Raw genomic sequence first — 19,898 nt, 5'->3', positions numbered from 1 at the left:
ATGCTGACAACCAAGAGTAGTCAGTCAAGGTCGATATCCAGCCAATAAAAAGCCACCTCGCGGTGGCTGTTTATTGACGGCACAGATGGCTTAGTCGCCGCGATATTCGCAGCCACTGGTGCAAGTCTCATGAATACGGATGCGTGACAGTTCTGGCAACAAGGGTTTGAGTTGTTGCCAGATCCACTTCGCCAGCACTTCACTGGTGGGGTTCTCAAGGCCAGGAATATCATTAAGGTAGTTGTGGTCAAGTTGCTCATAAAGCGGCTTGAAGATGGCTTTAATCTCAGAAAAGTCCCGGATCCAGCCAGTATGCGGATCAACCTCCCCCTCGATGTAGACCGCAACCTTGAAGGAATGCCCATGCAGGCGTCTGCACTTGTGGCCATCTGGAACGTGGGGAAGGCGGTGCGCCGCTTCAAACATGAACTCTTTAAACAATTCCACAGATCTACTCTCTACAATACATCGCGACAAAATTCTTCAGCAGTAACTGGGTACCGCCTGATTGCGGTTATCTTAACAGCTTGAATAAGTTCGGGTGTTACGTCGCGAGTAATAGCGATGAACTGTGCGTAGCGCATGATGGTTGCTCAAGCCAACCGCCATGCGCTGTTGATTGCAGGGTTGCAGCATGGCGCTTATACGCGAAACTGTCCGAGCAATGTACTGAGTTGCGTGGCCAACTGGCCAACATGCTCACTGGCTTTATTTGAATGTTGCGCTGCAGTCGCGTTTTCATGGGCCAGGCCCGTAGCCTGCGTGACATTTTGATTGATGTCTTCAACAACATGGGACTGCTGCAGCGTTGCGCTGGCAATAGAGGCGTTGAGTCCGGTTATGTTCTTTAGTGAGTGGACTATTTGATCAAGGCTGCTTCCGGCCAAATTAGCTTGTTCAATGGTCAGTTGTGATGCCTGGCTGCTTTCATTAATGACCTTGACTGCTGCTTGCGAGTTGCTCTGCAAGCGTTCGGTCATGGCCTGGATCTCTGCCGTGGATTTTTGTGTGCGTTGTGCCAGTAAACGCACTTCATCGGCAACCACGGCAAAGCCGCGGCCTTGTTCGCCGGCACGAGCAGCCTCGATTGCAGCATTAAGCGCCAATAGATTGGTTTGCTCGGCGATCGAGCGAATGACTTCAAGCACGCTGCCAATCTGGGTACTTTCTTCTGCAAGTGTGTTCATCACGGTAACGGCGCGGTCGATCATCGCCGACAGATGTTCGATTTGTTGCAGGCTGGACTGGATGTTGTCCTGGCCTTGTGCAGCTTGTTGCTCGGCTGCGAGCACCTCGGAAGAAGCATGCTCTGCATTCTTTGCCACATCCTGGACCGCATAGGACACCTGGTTTATGGCAGTGGCCACCAATTCCATTTGCTGCGATTGTTGTTGGCTGTGGTTGTGCGCGTCTGTTGCCACGCTATCGAGTGACTGCGCTGCCTGAGTAAGCTCCGAGGCGGAGCCAAGGGACTGCTTGATCACCTGACGTAGCTTGTCTGTAAAAGCATTGAAGTGCCGAGCCAATGCAGCCAGTTCATCATTGCCCTGTGCATCAAGGCTGCGCGTCAAATCGCCTTCTCCGCTGGCAATATTGGCCATTGCGCTTACCGCCTGATTTAGCGGTTTGGAAATGCTACGGGCTATCAGTGTGACAACGAGCGTCATCAGCAGCATCAAGGTCAAGCTAATGATCACAACACGTATGGCCTGGGTTGAAAACTCAGCCTGCAAGTCATCGACATACACGCCAGAGCCAATAATCCAGCCCCAGGGTTCGAAAAGCTGTACGTAGGATATTTTCGGTACTGGTTCGCTTGCCCCTGGTTTTGGCCAGCGGTAATCGACCTGACCGGCGCCTTTTGCTTTAGCGATGCTCACCATTTCATTGAACAAAGCTTTGCCGTCAGGGTCTTTGAAGGTCGATAGATTCTGGCCTTCAAGTTTGGGATTGGTGGGGTGCATGATCATGGTCGGGGTCAGATCATTAACCCAGAAGTATTCGCTGGTGTCGTAACGCAGGCCACGGATTATTTCCAATGCCTGTTTCTGTGCCTCTTCACGCTTGAGCGTTCCCGCAGTTTCTAAGGCATGGAAATGCGCCATGATACCGGTTGCACTTTGTACCAGGTGCTGGGTTTTTTCGCTTTTGCCTGCATACAGGTCACCATGAATTTGTTTGAGCAAAACGCTGCCCAGGGTCAATAACATGATGATTGCGACAATCAGTATCAACCACAGGCGACGGCTGATGGGGAGGCTACGTAAGCTGCTCATGGGGAAACTCCTAATTCTTATTATGGGAGCTCGATGGTGTTGTCTTGGCATTTCCCTATGCCTGATGCTGATTGGAATCAAGCAGCCTGAGTAAAGATCAAGTAACCGGCTCTAAAATGCTAATTCTCTGTTAGCATTTCGGCCCGAAACGCAGAAACCTGAGGGTTAACGGATAATTTGTTTGCGGTAGTGGGGCGTGCTGCTCCAGCCCTGTCGATAACGCTAGAAATGCTTCAATCATTTATTCTTGCGCGGTTATTACTCCGCGCACATTGGGAGTTCGGATGGACGTGTGGTTGGCCGTACAGGCATTTATTTTGGGTGTGGTTGAAGGCATTACCGAGTTTTTACCCATCTCTAGCACCGGGCACCAAATCATCGTTGCAGACTTGATTGGTTTCGGTGGTGAGCGGGCAATGGCGTTCAATATCATTATCCAGCTTGGCGCCATCTTGGCGGTGGTCTGGGAGTACCGTAAGAAGATTTTAGATGTCGTTATCGGCTTGCCTAAAGAGCCTCAGGCACAACTGTTCACCCGCAACTTGTTAATCGCATTTTTCCCGGCAGTTATTCTTGGCGTGTGCTTTGCCGACTTGATTCACGAGTACCTGTTCAACCCGATTACCGTGGCTACGGCATTGGTCGTCGGTGGTGTCGTCATGCTCTGGGCCGAGCGCCGCAAACACAAGGTCCATGCTGAAACGGTTGATGACATGACCTGGAAGGATGCCCTGAAGATTGGTTTCGCCCAGTGCCTGGCGATGATTCCCGGCACGTCCAGGTCCGGTGCTACCATCATTGGCGGTTTGCTGTTTGGCCTGTCACGTAAAGCTGCCACTGAGTTTTCGTTCTTCCTGGCCATGCCGACCATGGTCGGTGCGGCAGTGTATTCCGGTTACAAGTACCGTGATTTGTTCCAACCTGCGGATCTGCCAGTATTTGCCATTGGCTTTGTGACTTCGTTTATTTTCGCGATGATTGCAGTGCGTGCCTTGCTGCGCTTTATTGGTAACCACAGTTATGCGGTATTTGCCTGGTACCGGATCGGTTTCGGGCTGCTGATCCTGGCAACCTGGCAACTACATATGATCGATTGGAGCACCGCTCAGGGCTAGTTAGTGAGTCATCTATGAGCACAAGGTTATCCGGCTCAACAGCCAGTATCACCAAGCAGGTGGTGCAGCGCTATCATCTGGCATGGAAGGCTAGCGACCTTGATGCGGTGATGGCGCTCTATCATCCGGATGTTGAGTACAGTGATTTCTTTCAGAACAAGGTGTTTCACTTCACGCAGCTGCGCGAGTATGTGCGCAGCTCGATGCCGCTTGCGCCTCAGGAGGTGCTTGAACACACCGACCGAATTCGCTTTGATGATGACACGGCGTTTATCCAGTACCGGATTACTTTACGTGGCGGTCCCGGTTTGGTTTCGTTTCGCTCAAGCGAGGCGATCACGGTTCGGGACGGGCTGATCTGGCGGGTTAACGAATACGCGTCGTTGATCCACGAACAGCATGACGGCCAGCATGAGCCGGACAGCCGCCCAGCCACCAGTCGACTGGGGCTGTCTGCACGCCAACTGGGCATTCTGGCGCTGGACCTGCAAGAGTATTTCGCCCAGAAGCAGCCCTATTTGGACCCGGGGCTCAATCTCCAGCAAGTGGCGAGCGAAACGGGTTATAGCCGCAATCAGATCTCTTATCTGTTGAATCAGGTACTGGGCCAAAGCTTCTACCGTTATGTTAATCATGAGCGGCTCAAGCATTTACTGCAGAGTGTCGAACTGCTCCCGCCGTCGGCCAAGGTTGATGATCTGGTCTTCGCGGCGGGCTTTAACTCACTGTCTGCTTTTTATAAATGCTTTCGTTTGCATATCGGTATTACGCCCAAAGCCTATTTGAAGTTGCCTGTTGCGGAACAAAATGCCCTGCGTGCCAGCGCGCGTGAGAATGGTTAGTTGTGATGTGCCGGGGATGACTGTTTGATCATGGAAGTACATGGCTCGATCAAGAGCTGGAACGATGAAAAAGGCTTTGGTTTTATCCGTCCGGAGCAGGGCGGGCCGGAGGTGTTCGCTCATATTTCGGCAATGCGCGGTGATCGTCGCCCGCTTGTGGGTGACAAGGTGTTGTATATCGCCAGTAGAGATGACAAGGGACGAATTCGAGCCGAGCACCTACGTCTTGCCGGGGAATTGTCCCTTGATCAGCCCAGTATTCGTCGCAAGCCGCGCAAGCCACAGCCTGAAATAAAGAAGGCTTCAAGGCCGCCAAGGCGCCAAGGCTCTGCGCCCATGCAAAACCTTGGGTTCAAAACCCTGGTGTTCGCCTGTCTATACGCCTTGCCACTGTTTGGCAGTTTCCAGTTGTTTTTCAAGGCTGGTTTTATCTGGATATTGGTGGCTTATGGACTGATGAGTCTGGTTAGCTTCGTGCAGTACTGGAGTGACAAAGCCAAAGCCATGCGTGGGGCTTGGCGCATACCGGAAACCACATTGCACCTGGTTGAGTTATCCGGCGGTTGGCCTGGCGCCTTGATTGCCCAGCAATGCTTTCGGCATAAAACCCGAAAAGGTGCCTACCAGTTGATTTTCTGGCTGATCATCCTGGCCCATCAACTGTTCTGGTTTGATTGGTTGGTCTTGGGTGGCGAGTACTTCGGCCACTTTATCCGGCGTTTATAGGTCAATCAGCAGGCCAAGCTGTTTGCGCTTTGACAATTTAGCCACCACCAGCTGATGGGAGCGGGTGAGCAGTTCGCGCAGCTCTTGATCGCCGATGGGCAACTGATCACAGTCCATGCTGATCCAGTGTGCGCGGGCCAGATAGGGGGCGGGGCGGATTCCCGGGCGATCAACAAAGCCGAGAAACAGGTCTTTATCGACCTTGAAGGCGAGATTACCGCCAAGGAAGTTAAGGATCGCAAACATCTTGTTTCCAGCAATGGAGAATACCTGGTTTTCGCCCCATTTGAAGTCTTCACGGGCGCCCGGCAACTGCAGGCAAAATGCAGCAATTTGTTGGCGGTTCATCTTTATGTTCCTGTGTTAGGCCGAGCCCAACCTTGAGCGACTATCTCTGCTTAGCAATACCAGGGTCAGCAGCATGCCGAGCAGCGCCATGCAGGCGGCAACCATAAAAATCGAGCCGAAACCGAAATGACCGGCAACGGCACCCATAAGAGGGCCGGCGGTGCCCAATGCCAGGTCAAAGAATACTGCGTAGGCGCCGAGTGCCGAACTGCGGCTGGCAGGCGGAATATGCGAGATGATTTCGACCCCCAGCGCAGGATAGACCAGTGACAGGCCAAAGCCGGTGAGGGCGGCGCCACATAAGGTTAGCCATGGGGTGGGTGCAAGCCAGATCATCATCAGGCCAACGCACTCGATAAACAGGCATATGGTTGCTACGCGATACCCCCCGCGCTTTTTGATTGCACTGGAAAACCATAGGCGAGCGAGGATAAACGCGGCGCCGAATGCGCTCAGGCAATACGCCGCGTTATCCCAGTCACGGCTGTCGTAATACAGGGTGATAAACGTCGCCAGCGTGCCGAAGCCAATTGAGCCAAGTGCAAGTGCCACGCCGTTTGGTGCGACTTTCAGAAACACGCTGCTAAAGGGCAGGCGCTTCCCCTGAATAATGGGCGCCGGGGTTTTGATGCGGGCCAGCAGAAATGATCCGCCAGCAAGAGCCAACGTCAGGCTGCCTATGCTCCAGAGGCCCAGGCTGGACACCATCATCACTCCCAGGGGAGCTCCGAGCGCTACTGCTCCATAGGATGCAATACCATTCCAGGAAATCACCCGGGCAGTGTTTTCCGCGCCGACCCTGCCGATGCCCCAACTGATCGAACCTGTACCGACCAGGCCTTGGGATACACCGAGGATGATCCGGGCGAGTATCAGTAATATCAAGCTGGCCAGTGGATAGGCAATCAGGGAGGTGGCGATCAGGGTTACAGCGCCACTTATCGAGCAGCCAACAAGGCCATAAAGTACACCTCGTTTGGCGCCCAAGCGGTCGGCGATAGAGCCGGATATAGGTCGAGTCAGCAGGGTCGAAAAATACTGTGTGCCAATAACCACCCCGGCCAGTACCGAGCTATAGCCAAGGTCATACAGGACGAAGCCGGGGAGTACAGCGAGGGGCAAGCCAACGCACAAGAAGCTGATAAAGGTGAAAAATACTATAGTCAGGATCTGCAAGGTGGAGTTGTCTGCAGATGTCGGCTCGGTCGTCATTTGGCAGCTCAGATTGGCAATGGCGGCGGAAGATCGCGGACCCCAGAAAACAACTGCGCGAGGTATCGCCAGGTTGGAAGCTGCTCAGAGTGGTTGGCCCACTAAGCTCGGCTTTTTAGTCCTTTGCGATTTTCGATCGCGGCGTTTCCAGAGCCTCTTTTGATGATGGCTCATCATACAACTGAAAACAAAGCCTGCTAACGAATATTTCAGGATTTTATTAGCCGGCCGAATGCACATGGCCAAGGTATCCCTTGCTCTTGAGTCGAAATATCAATTCGCGCGAGCAATGCCACGGGTGTAATGTGCTCGGATCAACCTGCCGTTGTGGAGTAATAAGCATGTCGTTGTCCATGTATCAAGCCAGCGTTCCTGTTTTTATCCGTATGCTGAACAATCTCGAAGCGATCCTCGATAAGGCTTCGGCACACGCCGAGGCTGAAGGTTTCGATTCAACTGTGCTGGTCAATGCCCGCCTGGCACCCGATATGTACCCCTTGGCGCGACAAGTTCAAATCGCCACTGATGCAGTCAAAGGCTGTGTCGCGCGCCTTGCCGGAGTGGATGTGCCGAGCTATGCCGACGACGAGGCAAGCATTGCTGAACTCAAAGCGCGGATTGCCAAGACCCTTGCTTTTATTCAAACCGTCAAGCCGGAGCAGATTGATGGCAGCGAGGACAAAACCATCAACATCAAGCTGCCTTCGCGCGAGTTGAGCTTTAATGGGCAAATGTTCCTGCTGCATTTTGCTTTGCCGAACTTCTATTTCCACATCAGTTGTAGCTACGCGATCTTGCGCCACAATGGTGTGAAAATTGGCAAGATGGACTTCTTGGGCGCAGTTTGAGCCAGTCAATCACCAAGGGCAGCCGACAGGATGAATGCATTGAAGGCGCAATTGCTTGAGGCGATCAAAAGCTTGCCGGGCATGCAGGTTGTGGTCTGGCCTGGGCGATCGGATGGCTTTACTACGCTAAACCATGGCCAAAAGGAAATTGCCCATTTTCACCACGACAATGAGCTTGATCTGGCGCTGGGCAAATCGCTGATCAAGCAGCTGGGGTTGCAACATCCGGCGAACTCGATAAAGCATCCAAGGCGCTCGGCTTCATCTGCTTATATCGAGTTGCGTTATACCAGTGCTGATGAGGTGGATGAGGTCGTTCGCCTCATCAGGCTGGCAATAGCCGAGCGTGAGTCCACTGCTTGAGCCCGGGCCAGCAGCGGACAGATTCAATCGCGACAATGGACTGATTGACCTGCAGCAAAGGTTTCTTTCACGGCGCGGTCGTCGCCCAGGATAGTCAGGGCGAAAAGTTTCTCTTCCAGGCTTTTGGCTTGCTGCATGCGGTAGTCAATCAGCGGTGTGGCTTTATAGTCGAGGACGATAAAGTCGGCGTCCTTGCCGCTCGCGAAGTTACCTATCTTGTCGTCCAGATACAGGGCGTTGGCGCTGCCAAGTGTTGCCAGGTAGAGCGACTTGAATGGATCAAGCTTGTTGCCCTGCAGTTGCATCACCTTGTAAGCCTCGTTCAGTGATTGCAGTTGCGAGAAACTTGTACCGGCTCCGACATCAGTGCCCAGGCCGACGCGAACACCATGCTGTTCAAGCTTGTTCAGGTTGAACAGGCCACTGCCGAGGAACAGGTTCGACGTTGGGCAAAAGGCAACGGCAGAGCCGGTTTCGCCCAGTCGTTTGCATTCATCGTCACACAGGTGCACGCCGTGGGCGAACACCGAGCGGGCGCCAATGAGTTTGTAGTGATCGTAGACATCCAGGTATCCGGTGCGCTCAGGGAAGAGGGCTTTGACCCAGTCGATTTCCTTGAGGTTCTCGGACAGGTGCGTATGCATGTACAGGTCGGGGAACTCATGATACAGCTTGCCCGCCAGCTCAAGTTGTTCCGGGGTACTGGTCGGTGCGAACCGTGGCGTGACTGCATAGTGCAGGCGACCCTTGCCGTGCCAGCGTTTGATCAGTTCCTTGCTGTCGGCGTAGCCGGACTCGGCTGTGTCGGTCAGGTAGTCGGGCGCATTGCGGTCCATCAGCACCTTGCCGGCGATCATGCGCAGGTTGAGCGCTTCGCTGGCCTCAAAGAATGCATCAACCGACTGCTTGTGTACGCTACCGAACACCAACGCGGTGGTGGTGCCGTTGCGCAACAGTTCCTTGATGAATATACCGGCAACATCGGCTGCATGGGCTTTATCGGCGAACTGCTGTTCGGTCGGGAAGGTGTAGGTGTTGAGCCAGTCCAGCAATTGCTCGCCGTATGAGGCAATCATGCCGGTCTGTGGGTAGTGGATATGAGTGTCGATAAAACCGGGGGTGATTAGTGCATCGTGGTACTCGACAATCTCTATACCTTTGAGTTTGTCGAGTAAATCTGCCGCGTGGCCGACCTTCACCACGCGACCGTCTTCAACGAGCAGGATACCGTCCTCGAAATACTCATAGGATTGTTCGATACCTACCACCGCTGGGTCGCCAAGGCTGTGGAGTATGGAGGCGCGGTAAGCTTTTGCAGGGGTGGACATATTTTTCTCGGCATTCTGTATTCACCGTCCGCCATTATCCTTGGGGGACGGCACTGGAATTAAGCGTGGTTGCGGCGTGAAGCCGGTAATAGTTGAGCGATGGGGCCGGCGGATTTACTGTGCTTTTGCTCGCCAAAATGGGCGTTGTAGGTGGCGATGATTTCACCCGCAATCGACACTGCAATTTCGACGGGTAACTTGCCTTTGACTTCGGCCAGGCCCATAGGGCAGCGCATGCGCTGAACCACTTCGGGATTGAAGCCACGGTCACGCAAGCGATGTTCAAACTTGGCACGCTTGGTTTTCGAGCCGATCAAGCCGTAGTAGGCAAAATCATCGCGCTTGAGGATTGCGGCGCTTAGCTCAAGGTCGAGCTGATGGTTGTGGGTCATGACGATGAAGTAGCTCCCGGCGGGCATGTTATCGACTTCATCGACCACTTCATCATTGACCACTTTCTCGGCACCGCTTGGGATCTGCTCTGGAAACTCGGCTTCACGAGAGTCAATCCAGCGCACTTTGCATGGCAAGCCGGCAAGCAGCGGCACCAGGGCGCGGCCGACATGGCCGGGGCCGAATACGGCGATTTGCGCCTGCGGCTGGCCCATTGGCTCGAACAGCAATACTGTTGCGCCGCCACAGCACTGGCCAAGGCTGGCGCCCAGGTTGAAGCGTTCCAGGCGCGTGCTTTGGGAGCCACTGGCGAGCATTTGGCGGGCCATTTCCATCGCCTTGTATTCAAGATGACCACCACCGATGGTTTGGTAAATCCGCTCGGCGGTGACCACCATTTTCGAGCCGGAATTACGCGGGGTTGAACCGCGTTCGTCGATGATGGTGACCAGGACGCAAGGCAGGCCTTGCTCTTGAAGCTCGGCGAGGGTGCTGATCCAGCTCATTTTCTCAGCCTCCAGCTGTGTAAGGGTTTGGCAGGGCGTGACAGGCACCAGTTAGCAACTTTAGGTTGCTCAACAACAGTGCTTGATGGCGCCAGCACAAACAGCGGCGACACCTGATGGCCAGGGGCTTTGGCTGTTTCGGTTAAATTTTCGGTGGTATTTGTCATTGTTGTACACCATTGAGAAAACAGAGCGGCGTAGCATCACGCCGCTCATTGCACCCGATTAGACAGGCTCTGCAGCCTCACGCGCTACCGCCTTGGCCGGTTGCTGGTATTTCTTCATTTGCTCGACACCCCAGAGCACGCGCTCAGGCGTTGCAGGTGCGTCGATGTCGGGCTGCTGGCGATACTCAGCCAGGCTGGCGACGGCATCCTTGATCGCACACCACACGGCAATGCCCAGCATGAATGGCGGCTCACCCACGGCTTTGGAGTGGAATACCGTGTCTTCCGGGTTCTTGCGATTTTCGACCAGCTTGACCCGCAGATCGAGTGGCATGTCGGCGATGGCTGGAATCTTGTAGCTGGCCGGACCATTGGTCATCAGCTTGCCTTTCGGGTTCCAGACCAGTTCCTCCATGGTCAGCCAGCCCATGCCCTGAACGAATGCGCCTTCAACCTGGCCAATATCGATTGCCGGGTTAAGCGAGGCGCCGACATCGTGAAGAATGTCGCTACGCAGCATCTTGTATTCGCCAGTCAGGGTGTCGACTATGACTTCGGAGCACGCGGCACCGTATGCAAAGTAATAGAAGGGGCGGCCGGCGGCTTTATCGCGATCGTAGAAAATCTTCGGTGTGCGATAGAAACCGGTGCTCGACAGCGAAACCTGAGCAAAGTATGCCTGCTGGATCACCTGGTCGAAGGCAATGAACTGGTCGCGCACGCGGACCTGGCCGTTGCGGAACTCGATGTCTTCTGCACTGACCTTATGTTCGCGCACCAGGAAGTCGACCAGGCGTTGCTTGATGGTTTCTGCAGCGTTCTGTGCGGCTTTGCCGTTTAGATCGGCACCGCTGGAGGCTGCGGTCGGCGAGGTGTTGGGCACTTTGTCGGTATTGGTCGCGGTAATCTGGATACGTGATATATCGACCTGGAAAACCTCAGCCACGACCTGTGCGACCTTGGTATTGAGCCCTTGGCCCATCTCGGTGCCGCCATGGTTGAGATGGATGCTGCCATCGGTGTAGATGTGTACCAGCGCGCCTGCCTGGTTGAGAAAGGTGGCTGTAAAGCTGATGCCGAACTTCACCGGTGTCAGCGCCAGGCCTTTTTTCAACACCGGGCTTTGCGCGTTGAATGCACGAATTTCCTCGCGACGCTTGCTGTAGTCGCTGCTGGCTTCAAGCTCGCTGGTCATTTCGGCCAGCATGTTGTGCTCTACCTTTTGGTAGTAGTGGGTGATATTGCGATCTTCTTTGCCGTAATAGTTGAGCTTGCGCACCTCCAGCGGGTCTTTGCCAAGCTGGCGGGCAATATGATCCATCACTTGCTCGATCGCGACCATGCCTTGCGGGCCGCCAAAGCCGCGGTAGGCGGTGTTCGAGGCGGTGTTGGTCTTGCAGCGGTGGCCGTTGATGGTCGCGTTGCCGAGGAAGTAGGCATTGTCAGAGTGGAACATCGCCCGGTCGACAATGGAGCCTGACAAGTCGGGCGAATAGCCACAGTTGCCCGCCAGTTCAAGCTCGATACCCTGGAGCAAGCCGTCGTCGTCGTAGCCGACATCGTACTCGACATAGAAAGGGTGGCGCTTGCCGGTCATCTGCATGTCTTCGACACGCGGCAGGCGCATCTTGGTTGGCCGCCCGGTGAGATGAGCAACCACGGCGCACAAGCATGCGGGCCCGGCCGCCTGGGTTTCCTTGCCCCCAAAACCACCGCCCATGCGGCGCATGTCGATGACGATCTTGTGCATCGCCACGCCCAGCACTTCAGCCACCAGTTTTTGCACTTCGGTGGCGTTCTGCGTCGAGGTGTACACAATCATCCCGCCGTCTTCGGTGGGCATCACCGAGGAGATCTGGGTTTCCAGGTAAAAGTGCTCCTGGCCACCGATGTGCAGGCGGCCTTGCAGGCGGTGTGGGGCCGCAGCCAGAGCGCCAGCAGAGTCGCCGATCTTGTGCTGGTGACTGTCGAGAACAAAGTGCTTTTTACGCAAGGCATCGACTACATCGAGCACAGGTTCCAGGTCTTCGTACTCAATAACGGCTGCCATGGCTGCCTTGCGTGCAGCGTCCAGACTATTTGCGGCTACCGCCAGTACCACCTGGCCAACGAACTCAACCTTGCCGTCGGCGAGCAGGGGGTCTCCAGCGACTACTGGGCCAATATCCAACTGCCCGGGTACATCTTTGCTGGTGATGGCTATGGCCACGCCGGGAATTTCATAGCAGGGTGCAGTATCGATCTTGACGATTCGCGCGTGTGCACGGTCGCTCATGCGTGCGTAGACATGGAGCTGGTTGGGGAATTCCAGGCGGTCGTCGACGTAGGTGGCCTCGCCAGAAACATGCTTGGCTGCGCTTTCGTGTTTGACACTGCGGCCAACGCCAGTTGTGAGGTCGGCGCGGAACAGTTCAGCCAATTCAGCCTGGGTTTTTTGAATGATGTGATTAGACATATGCAGTCACCCGCGTCTCAACTTCTGGAGCTTGCATTTCAAGGAAGAACTTACGCAGCAGGTTTTGTGCGATAAGCAGGCGATACTCTTTACTGGCGCGGAAATCGCTCAGCGGCGTGAAGTCCTCGGCCAGAGCCGCGCAGGCTTGCTCGATAACCCCCGGATACCAGGCAGCACCGTTCAAGGCCGCTTCACAGGCTGCGGCACGCTTGGGGATGGCGGCCATTCCGCCAAAGGCGATGCGTGCGCTTTGCACCACGCCGTCTAGCACTTCGATATTGAATGCTGCGCAGACTGCCGAGATATCGTCATCCAGGCGTTTGGAGACCTTGTAAGCGCGGAAGGCACGATTGGCTTGCGCGCGAGGCACTATGATCTTTTCGATAAACTCGGCTTCCTGGCGAGCCGTAACCTTGTAATCGATGAAGTAATCTTCGAGTGGCAAGGTGCGTGACTCATTGCCTTTGCGCAGCACGATCTGCGCGCCGAGGGCTATCAGCAGCGGCGGGGCATCACCAATGGGCGAGGCATTGCCTATATTGCCGCCAAGGGTGCCCTGATTGCGGATTTGCAAGGATGCGAAACGGTGCAACAACTCTCCGAAGTCGGGGTAATCCTTGGCCAGAGCCGAGTAGCAATCGCTCAACGCCGTGGCGGCGCCAATCTCGATGGTTTCGTCATTGATGTCGATGCGTTTCATCGATTCGATATGACCCACATAAATCATCACGGGCAGTTCGTGGTGGAACTGGGTGACTTCAAGCGCCAGGTCGGTGCCACCTGCAAGCAGGCGTGCTTGCGGGTTGGCCGCGTAGATATCAGCCAGGTCTGCAACAGTCAGTGGCAGCAGGCAGCGTTTGTCACCGCTCTTGAGTTCGGCTGTATCAAGGGGAGCAATGGCTTTGAGCTGGGCAATGGTCTGGGTTTCAGCGTTATCGAACTGGTCCGGTTGTTTCTGGCAGCAGGCTTGCTCGGCAGCATCGATGATCGGACGGTAGCCAGTGCAGCGGCACAGATTGCCTGCAAGTGCTTCGAGGGTTTCAGCCTTGTTGTAGCCGTTGCTGGTCTTTTGCAAGGCAAACAGCGACATGACAAAGCCGGGAGTGCAAAAGCCGCATTGCGAGCCGTGACAGTCAACCATGGCCTGTTGCACGCTGTGCAGTTGGCCCTGGTGCTTGAGGTCTTCAACGCTGATCAGTTGCTTGCCATGCAGCGAAGAAACAAAGGTCAGGCATGAGTTGAGTGTGCGATAGCGAATGCGCTCGCGGCCTTCACTTGTATCAAGCTCGCCAACCACCACGGTGCATGCACCGCAGTCACCAGAGGCGCAGCCTTCTTTGGTACCGGGTTTGCCAAGGTGCTCACGCAAGTAATTGAGCACTGTGACGTTGGGGTCGAGTTGCTGCTCTGTACGCAGCTCCCGGTTAAGTAAAAACTGGATCAAGGAAGACCTCCAGGCATTTTATTGTTGTCGATTTGCTGGCCTGAAGCTGATCCGAGAAGGAGCCAGCCAGGGTTCAAGCAATCCGTTTGAACTAAATCTAGTGATTTCTGACTTTTGGGTCAACTAATATTTGACGTGCGAGTCAGGTGGTTTTCATGCCCGATAGTTATGAGTAAGTCGGTTGCCAATGAATGTCTGATGCTCGCTGCTTTTTTCATGCCAGGCGGTCGTACTGCCTCGGATACCCGGACAGATGAGCCGAGCCGGTGAAAACCGGGCTCCCCATTGCGCGAATTCGGTATGTGGTTGTGGCCTGGGTGCCATGATCTGGTGCGTTGGCCGTGACAGCTTTGCAAGCCAGGGCCCTGTGTTACACTTTGAAGATCTGTGGAACAATCTCAGCGCCTATCACCTAGCGACTTGCAGCGACTGCGCCCAAGTTCGAGCTTGACCCGGATGTTCGTCCGTAACCTTGCATGTTGGCGCTTATTGCGCCTGTCGATAATTTCTTGCAAAGCACCCTCAGGTTTTAAGGAACAGCATGACCTTCAAGGCCCCGGATAGCCTCGCCGAGCAGATTGCGCAGCATTTGTCAGAACGTATCATTCGCGGTGAGTTGCGGGCGGGTGAACGCATTCAAGAGCAGAAAGTTACCCAGTTGCTGAATGTCAGTCGGGGTTCTGTGCGCGAGGCCTTGCTGATACTTGAGCGCCGGCACTTGATTATTATCCAGCCCCGGCGCGGCGCACAGGTTAGCGAGTTGACCGCGCACAATGTCAAGAGCCTGTACGCGCTAGTGGTTGAGCTCTACGGCTTGCTGGCCTGTACGGTTGCGCGTGGCTGGCGCGAACAGTCTGAGCTGGAGCCGTTCGTTGATATCCAAAAACGCCTTTCCAGCAACTTCCAGCAGGGCGATATCAATGCCTTTGTCGATAACAGCTTCGATATCATGCGTGCCGCCTATGGATTTTCAAACAACCCTTATTTGCAACAAAGCGTAGAAAACCTGCTGCCGGCGATCAGCCGCACCTATTATCTGGCATTCGAGCGGCGGCGCAGTGAAATGGGGCAGTTCATCAATAGCTTCACTCGCTTGTTGCAAGCGATCATCGAGCGCGATGAGAATCAGGCACGCGAAGTGCTTAAAGGCTACTGCGCACATAATTCTAAACTGGTGCTGGCAGCATTAGCTGAACGCTAAGGAACGCTTTGCATGCGTCTGAAGTCGATCAAACTCGCAGGTTTCAAGTCCTTTGTTGACCCAACCACCGTGTCGTTTCCCAGCAACATGGCAGCGGTCGTTGGGCCCAATGGTTGTGGTAAATCAAACATAATCGACGCTGTTCGTTGGGTAATGGGTGAAAGTTCGGCGAAGAATCTCCGCGGCGAGTCGATGACCGATGTCATCTTCAATGGCTCGAACACACGTAAACCCGTTACCCAGGCCTCGATCGAGCTGATTTTCGATAACAGCGACTCAACGCTGGTGGGTGAGTACGCGGGTTATGCCGAGATCTCGATTCGCCGCCGGGTGACCCGCGATAGCCAAAATACCTACTTTCTCAACGGCACCAAGTGCCGTCGTCGTGACATCACCGACATCTTTCTGGGAACTGGCTTGGGGCCGCGCAGCTACTCGATTATCGAGCAAGGGATGATCTCCAAGCTGATCGAGGCCAAGCCCGAAGACTTGCGCAACTTCATCGAAGAGGCCGCGGGGATTTCAAAGTACAAGGAACGCCGCCGCGAGACCGAGAACCGGATTCGACGCACCCATGAAAACCTTGCGCGCCTGACTGACCTGCGCGAAGAACTGGAGCGCCAGCTCGAACGCTTGCATCGCCAGGCCCAGGCTGCTGAGAAGTATCAGGAATACAAGGCAGAAGAGCGCCAACTCAAAGCACAACTCACAGCCCTGCGCTGGCAGGCCCTGAACGAGCAAGTGGGCCAGCGTGAGTCGATCATTCGTGATCAGGAAGTGGGTTTTGAAGCGTTGGTGGCCGAGCAGCGTAATGCCGATGCCAGTATCGAGCGCTTTCGCGACGGTCACCATGAATTGTCTGAACAGTTCAACCTGGTGCAGGGGCGCTTTTATTCGGTGGGTGGCGATATTGCCCGGGTCGAGCAAAGTATCCAGCATGGCCAGCAGCGGGTGCGTCAGTTGCAGGAAGACCTCAACGAGGCCGAGCGCTCGCGTCAGGAAACCGAGTCCCACTTGGGTCATGACAGCACCTTGGCTGCGACCCTCGGCGAGGAGTTGGCCCAACTGGAGCCCGAGCAGGCACTGATTGCCGCCGCGGCCGAGGAATCAGCCGCGGCGCTTGAGTTGGCTGAGGCTGCAATGCATGGCTGGCAGGAGCAGTGGGACGTTTTCAATCAGCGCTCGGCTGAGCCGCGCCGCCAGGCTGAGGTACAGCAGTCGCGTATTGGGCAGTTGGAGCAGAGTCTTGAGCGCCTGGTCGAGCGCCAGCGGCGACTCAGTGAGGAGCTGCAGCAGCTTGCCGCCGATCCGGAGGATGCGGCGATACAGGCGCTCGGCGAGCAGGTTGCGGTTAGCGAATTAAGCATCGAGGAGCTGCAAGTCGCCGAGGCAGAGCACGCTGACCGCTTGCAACTGCTGCGTGGAGAGCTGGAGCAAGCTGGGCAGGCCCAGCAACAGGCCCAAGGTGAGCTGCAGCGCTTGCAGGGGCGGCTGGCTTCGCTGGAGGCGCTGCAACAAGCGGCGCTGGAGCCGGGGCAGGGGGCCGCCCAATGGCTGGATCGGCAACAGTTGCTTGATCGGCCTCGGTTGGCCGAAGGGCTTCGGGTTGAAAACGGTTGGGAGTTGGCGGTCGAGACGGTTCTCGGCGCTGATCTTCAAGCGGTGTTGCTGGATGATCCTGAGGCTTTAAACCAGCTGGACTTTTCAGATTTCGAGCAAGGTGATCTACGCCTGCTTAGCCCGGCTAAAAATGGCCAGAGAGTGGCGGGCAGTTTGCTCGACAAGGTTGAGTCTGCGCTCGACTTATCGCCATGGTTGGGTGCTGTTCGCCCAGTTGAAACACTTGATCAGGCCTTGGCCCTGCGTGGTGGTCTGGGTGAAGGCGAAAGCCTGATAAGTCGTGACGGCTACTGGGTTGGCAAGCATTTCCTGCGGGTGCGGCGCGCCAGCGAGGCTGAAAGTGGTGTGCTGGCACGCGGGCAGGAACTGGAGCAGCTTGGGTTCGAGTGCACGGAGCGTGAGGCGGCACTGGAGTTGCTCGGGGAGCGCTTGCTCGGCCTTCGTGAACAACAGCGCGAGCATGAGGAGCAGCGCGAGCAATTGCGTCGTCAAGTGCAGGAGCAATCGCGACACCTGGGGGAGCTCAAGGCACAGTTGTCGGCCAGTGCCGCCAAGGCCGAGCAGTTGTTGCTGCGTCGACAGCGTCTCGACACTGAACTGAGCGAACTGTCTGGCCAGCGTGAGCTTGAGCAGGAGCAACTCGGTGAGTCGCGCCTGCAGCTGCAGGACGCGCTGGATGCCATGGCCCAAGACAACGATCAGCGCGAGACGCTGCTCGCCAGTCGTGACCAGTTGCGTGAGCAGCTTGATCGGGTTCGTCATGATGCGCGCCAGCACAAGGATCATGCTCACCAGCTAGCCGTGCGCCTGGGCTCACTGCGTGCGCAGTACGACTCAACCCGTCAGGCCCTTGAGCGCTTGCGCCTGCAGTCCGAGCGCCTGCATGAACGTCGCGAGCAGTTGAATCTTAATCTCGAGGAAGGTGCCGCACCGCTCGAAGAGTTGCGTATCAAGCTCGAAGAATTGCTCGACCGCCGCATGGGTGTCGAGGATGAGTTAAAGCTGGCGCGCTTGACTCTTGAGGATGCGGATCGACAATTGCGTGACGCCGAGAAACGCCGTACCCAGGCTGAGCAGCAGTCGCAGTTATTGCGCGGTCAACTCGAGCAGCAGCGCATGGAATGGCAATCGCTGACGGTGCGGCGTAAAGCATTGCAGGATCAGTTGCTGGAAGACAATTACGATTTGCATGGTGTTCTGGCAACGCTGCCGAGTGAGTCCAGTGAGAAGTCCTGGGAAGAGGAGCTCGAACGCATGGCGGCGCGCATCCAGCGCCTGGGGCCGATCAACCTCGCGGCAATCGATGAGTACCAGCAGCAATCGGAGCGCAAGCGCTATCTGGATGCCCAGGATGCGGATTTGGTCGAGGCCCTGGATACGCTGGAGAATGTCATTCGCAAGATTGACCGCGAAACACGTAATCGCTTCAAGGAAACATTCGATCAAATAAATGCGGGGTTGCAGGCGTTATTTCCGAAGGTTTTTGGTGGTGGCACAGCTTATTTGGAACTCACAGGCGAAGATTTACTCGATACTGGTGTAACAATTATGGCGAGGCCACCTGGCAAGAAGAACAGCACTATCCATTTGCTCTCCGGTGGAGAGAAGGCCTTGACCGCGCTAGCGCTGGTTTTTGCAATCTTTCAGCTTAATCCGGCGCCGTTTTGCATGCTCGATGAGGTCGATGCACCTCTGGACGATGCTAACGTTGGTCGTTATGCGCGCCTGGTCAAGGAGATGTCTGAGAAAGTGCAGTTTATTTACATCACCCACAACAAGATCGCCATGGAAATGGCGGATCAATTGATGGGGGTGACCATGCATGAGCCGGGTTGTTCGCGTTTGGTGACTGTGGATGTCGAAGAGGCGCTGGCGATGGTGGACGCCTAGTGTTGGGCAAGTCCTTGGAAGTGATGCTCTGCTGTGATGTGGTCAAGTTTTGAGCAAAATGTTACGGCTAACTTGATATAAGGGGTTTTTTTCACCTTTTCATCGTTTTAGCCTACTGTTGTAGTGTGTTTTCAAACTCGCCAGCAGTGTAAAGTAACCTTTCGTCGTGCTAGCTTAATGCCCACTTTTGTTATGCGTGGAAAGTGCCAGTTGGAACATGGTGTTGGCCCCACGTTTTTTGAGTTATCGGAGCAGGTTTGAATGCTTCCGTTGTGTATATTAATTGTCATTAGGGGTTAAGGTATTTCATGGAATTCGGTCTACGTGAGTGGCTGATCGTTATCGGCATCATTGTGATTACTGGCATCTTGTTTGATGGCTGGCGCCGGATGCGTGGTGGTAAAGGGAAGTTGAAATTCAAGCTTGATCGAAACCTGTCCAACCTGCCGGATGATGACAGTGATCCGGAGTTGTTGAGCCCCGCCCGAGTGGTCGATAAGCCGCAACATCAAGAACCTTCCTTCGATGAGCATGATTTACCATCGATGAGCGCACGCGAGTTGAGCCGTCGACGTAACAATGAACCCCAGCAGGGTGACTTGAATCTTGATGTGGACGAGCCGGTCCCGACGCTGCTTAACCCGGTTGATGATGCTCCGGCGAGCAAGGTCGAGGCTAAAGAGCAGGCGCCGGTTGACGAAGTCCTGGTGATTAACGTGATTGCCCGCGATGCCAATGGTTTCAAAGGCCCGGCATTGCTGCAGAATATTCTGGAAAGCGGTTTGCGTTTCGGTGAAATGGATATTTTCCATCGTCACGAAAGCATGGCAGGCAACGGCGAAGTATTGTTTTCCATGGCCAATGCACTCAAGCCCGGAACCTTCGACCTGGATGACATTGAAGGCTTCAGCACACGCGCCGTGAGTTTCTTCCTTGGCTTGCCTGGCCCGCGTCACCCCAAGCAGGCTTTTGATGTAATGGTGGCTGCTGCACGCAAGCTTGCCCATGAGCTCAACGGTGAACTCAAGGATGACCAGCGCAGCGTGATGACCGCTCAAACCATCGAGCATTATCGCCAGCGTATCGTCGAGTTTGAGCGTCGCCAACTGACCAGTAAGCGTTAAACGCAACCGTGATTATCAGAAAGCAGCTTTGGCTGCTTTC

General features: G+C 55.2%; 16 protein-coding genes and 1 pseudogene. 8 read left to right on the top strand and 9 right to left on the bottom strand.

Annotated elements, in window-relative coordinates; translation table 11 throughout:
* Positions 1-90: 90 nt before the first annotated feature.
* The 3 genes and pseudogenes from queD to PSES9_RS25775 form a co-directional block, all read right to left on the bottom strand.
* On the bottom strand, positions 91-447 hold the full coding sequence (queD, locus tag PSES9_RS0120940) for a 6-carboxytetrahydropterin synthase QueD (RefSeq protein WP_010490284.1): 357 nt from the start codon (positions 445-447) through the stop codon (positions 91-93).
* Between the two features lie 194 nt (positions 448-641).
* The gene (locus PSES9_RS25780; RefSeq protein WP_425439615.1) at positions 642-1,376 is read right to left on the bottom strand and encodes a methyl-accepting chemotaxis protein; all 735 of its coding nucleotides are present in this window, start codon (positions 1,374-1,376) and stop codon (positions 642-644) included.
* Between the two features lie 120 nt (positions 1,377-1,496).
* A pseudogene (locus tag PSES9_RS25775) lies at positions 1,497-2,210 on the bottom strand (cache domain-containing protein); the annotation flags it as partial.
* A 350-nt stretch (positions 2,211-2,560) separates the two neighbouring features.
* Between PSES9_RS25775 and PSES9_RS0120930 the strand changes: the two are divergent.
* The 3 genes from PSES9_RS0120930 to PSES9_RS0120920 are packed head-to-tail and all read left to right on the top strand — an operon-like array spanning position 2,561 to position 4,959.
* The gene (locus PSES9_RS0120930; RefSeq protein ID WP_010490282.1) at positions 2,561-3,391 is read left to right on the top strand and encodes an undecaprenyl-diphosphate phosphatase; all 831 of its coding nucleotides are present in this window, start codon (positions 2,561-2,563) and stop codon (positions 3,389-3,391) included.
* 14 nt (positions 3,392-3,405) lie between these two features.
* Entirely contained in the window at positions 3,406-4,233 is an 828-nt protein-coding gene (locus tag PSES9_RS0120925) for an AraC family transcriptional regulator (RefSeq protein WP_010490281.1), read from the top strand.
* A 30-nt stretch (positions 4,234-4,263) separates the two neighbouring features.
* A complete protein-coding gene (locus PSES9_RS0120920; RefSeq protein WP_010490280.1) occupies positions 4,264-4,959 on the top strand; it encodes a DUF1294 domain-containing protein in 696 nt (231 codons plus the stop codon).
* Here the strand turns inward: PSES9_RS0120920 and PSES9_RS0120915 are convergent.
* Positions 4,954-5,307 carry an MmcQ/YjbR family DNA-binding protein gene (locus PSES9_RS0120915; protein WP_010490279.1) on the bottom strand — a complete coding sequence of 118 codons (354 nt, stop codon included), beginning with the start codon at positions 5,305-5,307 and terminating at the stop codon, positions 4,954-4,956. The two genes, PSES9_RS0120920 and PSES9_RS0120915, sit on opposite strands and share 6 nt — an antisense overlap.
* A gap of 15 nt (positions 5,308-5,322) precedes the next feature.
* On the bottom strand, positions 5,323-6,519 hold the full coding sequence (locus PSES9_RS0120910) for an MFS transporter (protein ID WP_010490278.1): 1,197 nt from the start codon (positions 6,517-6,519) through the stop codon (positions 5,323-5,325).
* Positions 6,520-6,860: 341 nt separating this feature from the next.
* Between PSES9_RS0120910 and PSES9_RS0120905 the strand changes: the two genes are divergently transcribed.
* Both PSES9_RS0120905 and PSES9_RS0120900 read left to right on the top strand, forming a co-directional pair.
* Positions 6,861-7,367 (top strand): DUF1993 domain-containing protein, encoded by a 507-nt coding sequence (locus tag PSES9_RS0120905; protein WP_010490277.1) that lies wholly within the window; start codon positions 6,861-6,863, stop codon positions 7,365-7,367.
* A 30-nt stretch (positions 7,368-7,397) separates the two neighbouring features.
* Entirely contained in the window at positions 7,398-7,730 is a 333-nt protein-coding gene (locus PSES9_RS0120900; protein ID WP_010490276.1) for a luciferase domain-containing protein, read from the top strand.
* Positions 7,731-7,753: 23 nt separating this feature from the next.
* Here PSES9_RS0120900 and guaD read toward each other — a convergent pair whose 3' ends face one another.
* From guaD to xdhA, 4 genes are all read right to left on the bottom strand, one after another.
* Positions 7,754-9,058, bottom strand: a complete 1,305-nt coding sequence (gene guaD, locus PSES9_RS0120895; protein WP_010490275.1) for a guanine deaminase — start codon at positions 9,056-9,058, stop codon at positions 7,754-7,756.
* Positions 9,059-9,117: 59 nt separating this feature from the next.
* Positions 9,118-9,957, bottom strand: coding sequence for a xanthine dehydrogenase accessory protein XdhC (gene xdhC, locus PSES9_RS0120890; RefSeq protein ID WP_010490274.1), 840 nt, complete (start codon positions 9,955-9,957; stop codon positions 9,118-9,120).
* A gap of 225 nt (positions 9,958-10,182) precedes the next feature.
* Positions 10,183-12,579: a xanthine dehydrogenase molybdopterin binding subunit gene (gene xdhB, locus PSES9_RS0120885; RefSeq protein ID WP_010490273.1), complete on the bottom strand. Its 2,397-nt coding sequence runs from the start codon at positions 12,577-12,579 to the stop codon at positions 10,183-10,185.
* Positions 12,572-14,023 carry a xanthine dehydrogenase small subunit gene (xdhA, locus tag PSES9_RS0120880; RefSeq protein WP_010490272.1) on the bottom strand — a complete coding sequence of 484 codons (1,452 nt, stop codon included), beginning with the start codon at positions 14,021-14,023 and terminating at the stop codon, positions 12,572-12,574. The genes xdhB and xdhA overlap by 8 nt, the downstream gene beginning before the upstream one ends.
* A 541-nt stretch (positions 14,024-14,564) precedes the next feature.
* Here xdhA and PSES9_RS0120875 point away from each other — a divergent pair.
* The 3 genes from PSES9_RS0120875 (at position 14,565) to zipA (ending at position 19,858) form a co-directional block, all read left to right on the top strand.
* A complete protein-coding gene (locus tag PSES9_RS0120875; protein WP_010490271.1) occupies positions 14,565-15,224 on the top strand; it encodes a GntR family transcriptional regulator in 660 nt (219 codons plus the stop codon).
* A gap of 12 nt (positions 15,225-15,236) precedes the next feature.
* Positions 15,237-18,734 carry a chromosome segregation protein SMC gene (gene smc / locus PSES9_RS0120870; protein WP_010490270.1) on the top strand — a complete coding sequence of 1,166 codons (3,498 nt, stop codon included), beginning with the start codon at positions 15,237-15,239 and terminating at the stop codon, positions 18,732-18,734.
* Between the two features lie 308 nt (positions 18,735-19,042).
* A complete protein-coding gene (gene zipA, locus PSES9_RS0120865; protein ID WP_010490269.1) occupies positions 19,043-19,858 on the top strand; it encodes a cell division protein ZipA in 816 nt (271 codons plus the stop codon).
* Positions 19,859-19,898 lie beyond the last annotated feature (40 nt).

Origin of the sequence: Pseudomonas sp. S9, assembly GCF_000222125.1 — a bacterium.
Classification (GTDB): domain Bacteria; phylum Pseudomonadota; class Gammaproteobacteria; order Pseudomonadales; family Pseudomonadaceae; genus Aquipseudomonas; species Aquipseudomonas segetis.
Note: the sequence above shows the minus strand (reverse complement) of the source record. Positions and strands in the feature narration are given on the sequence as shown.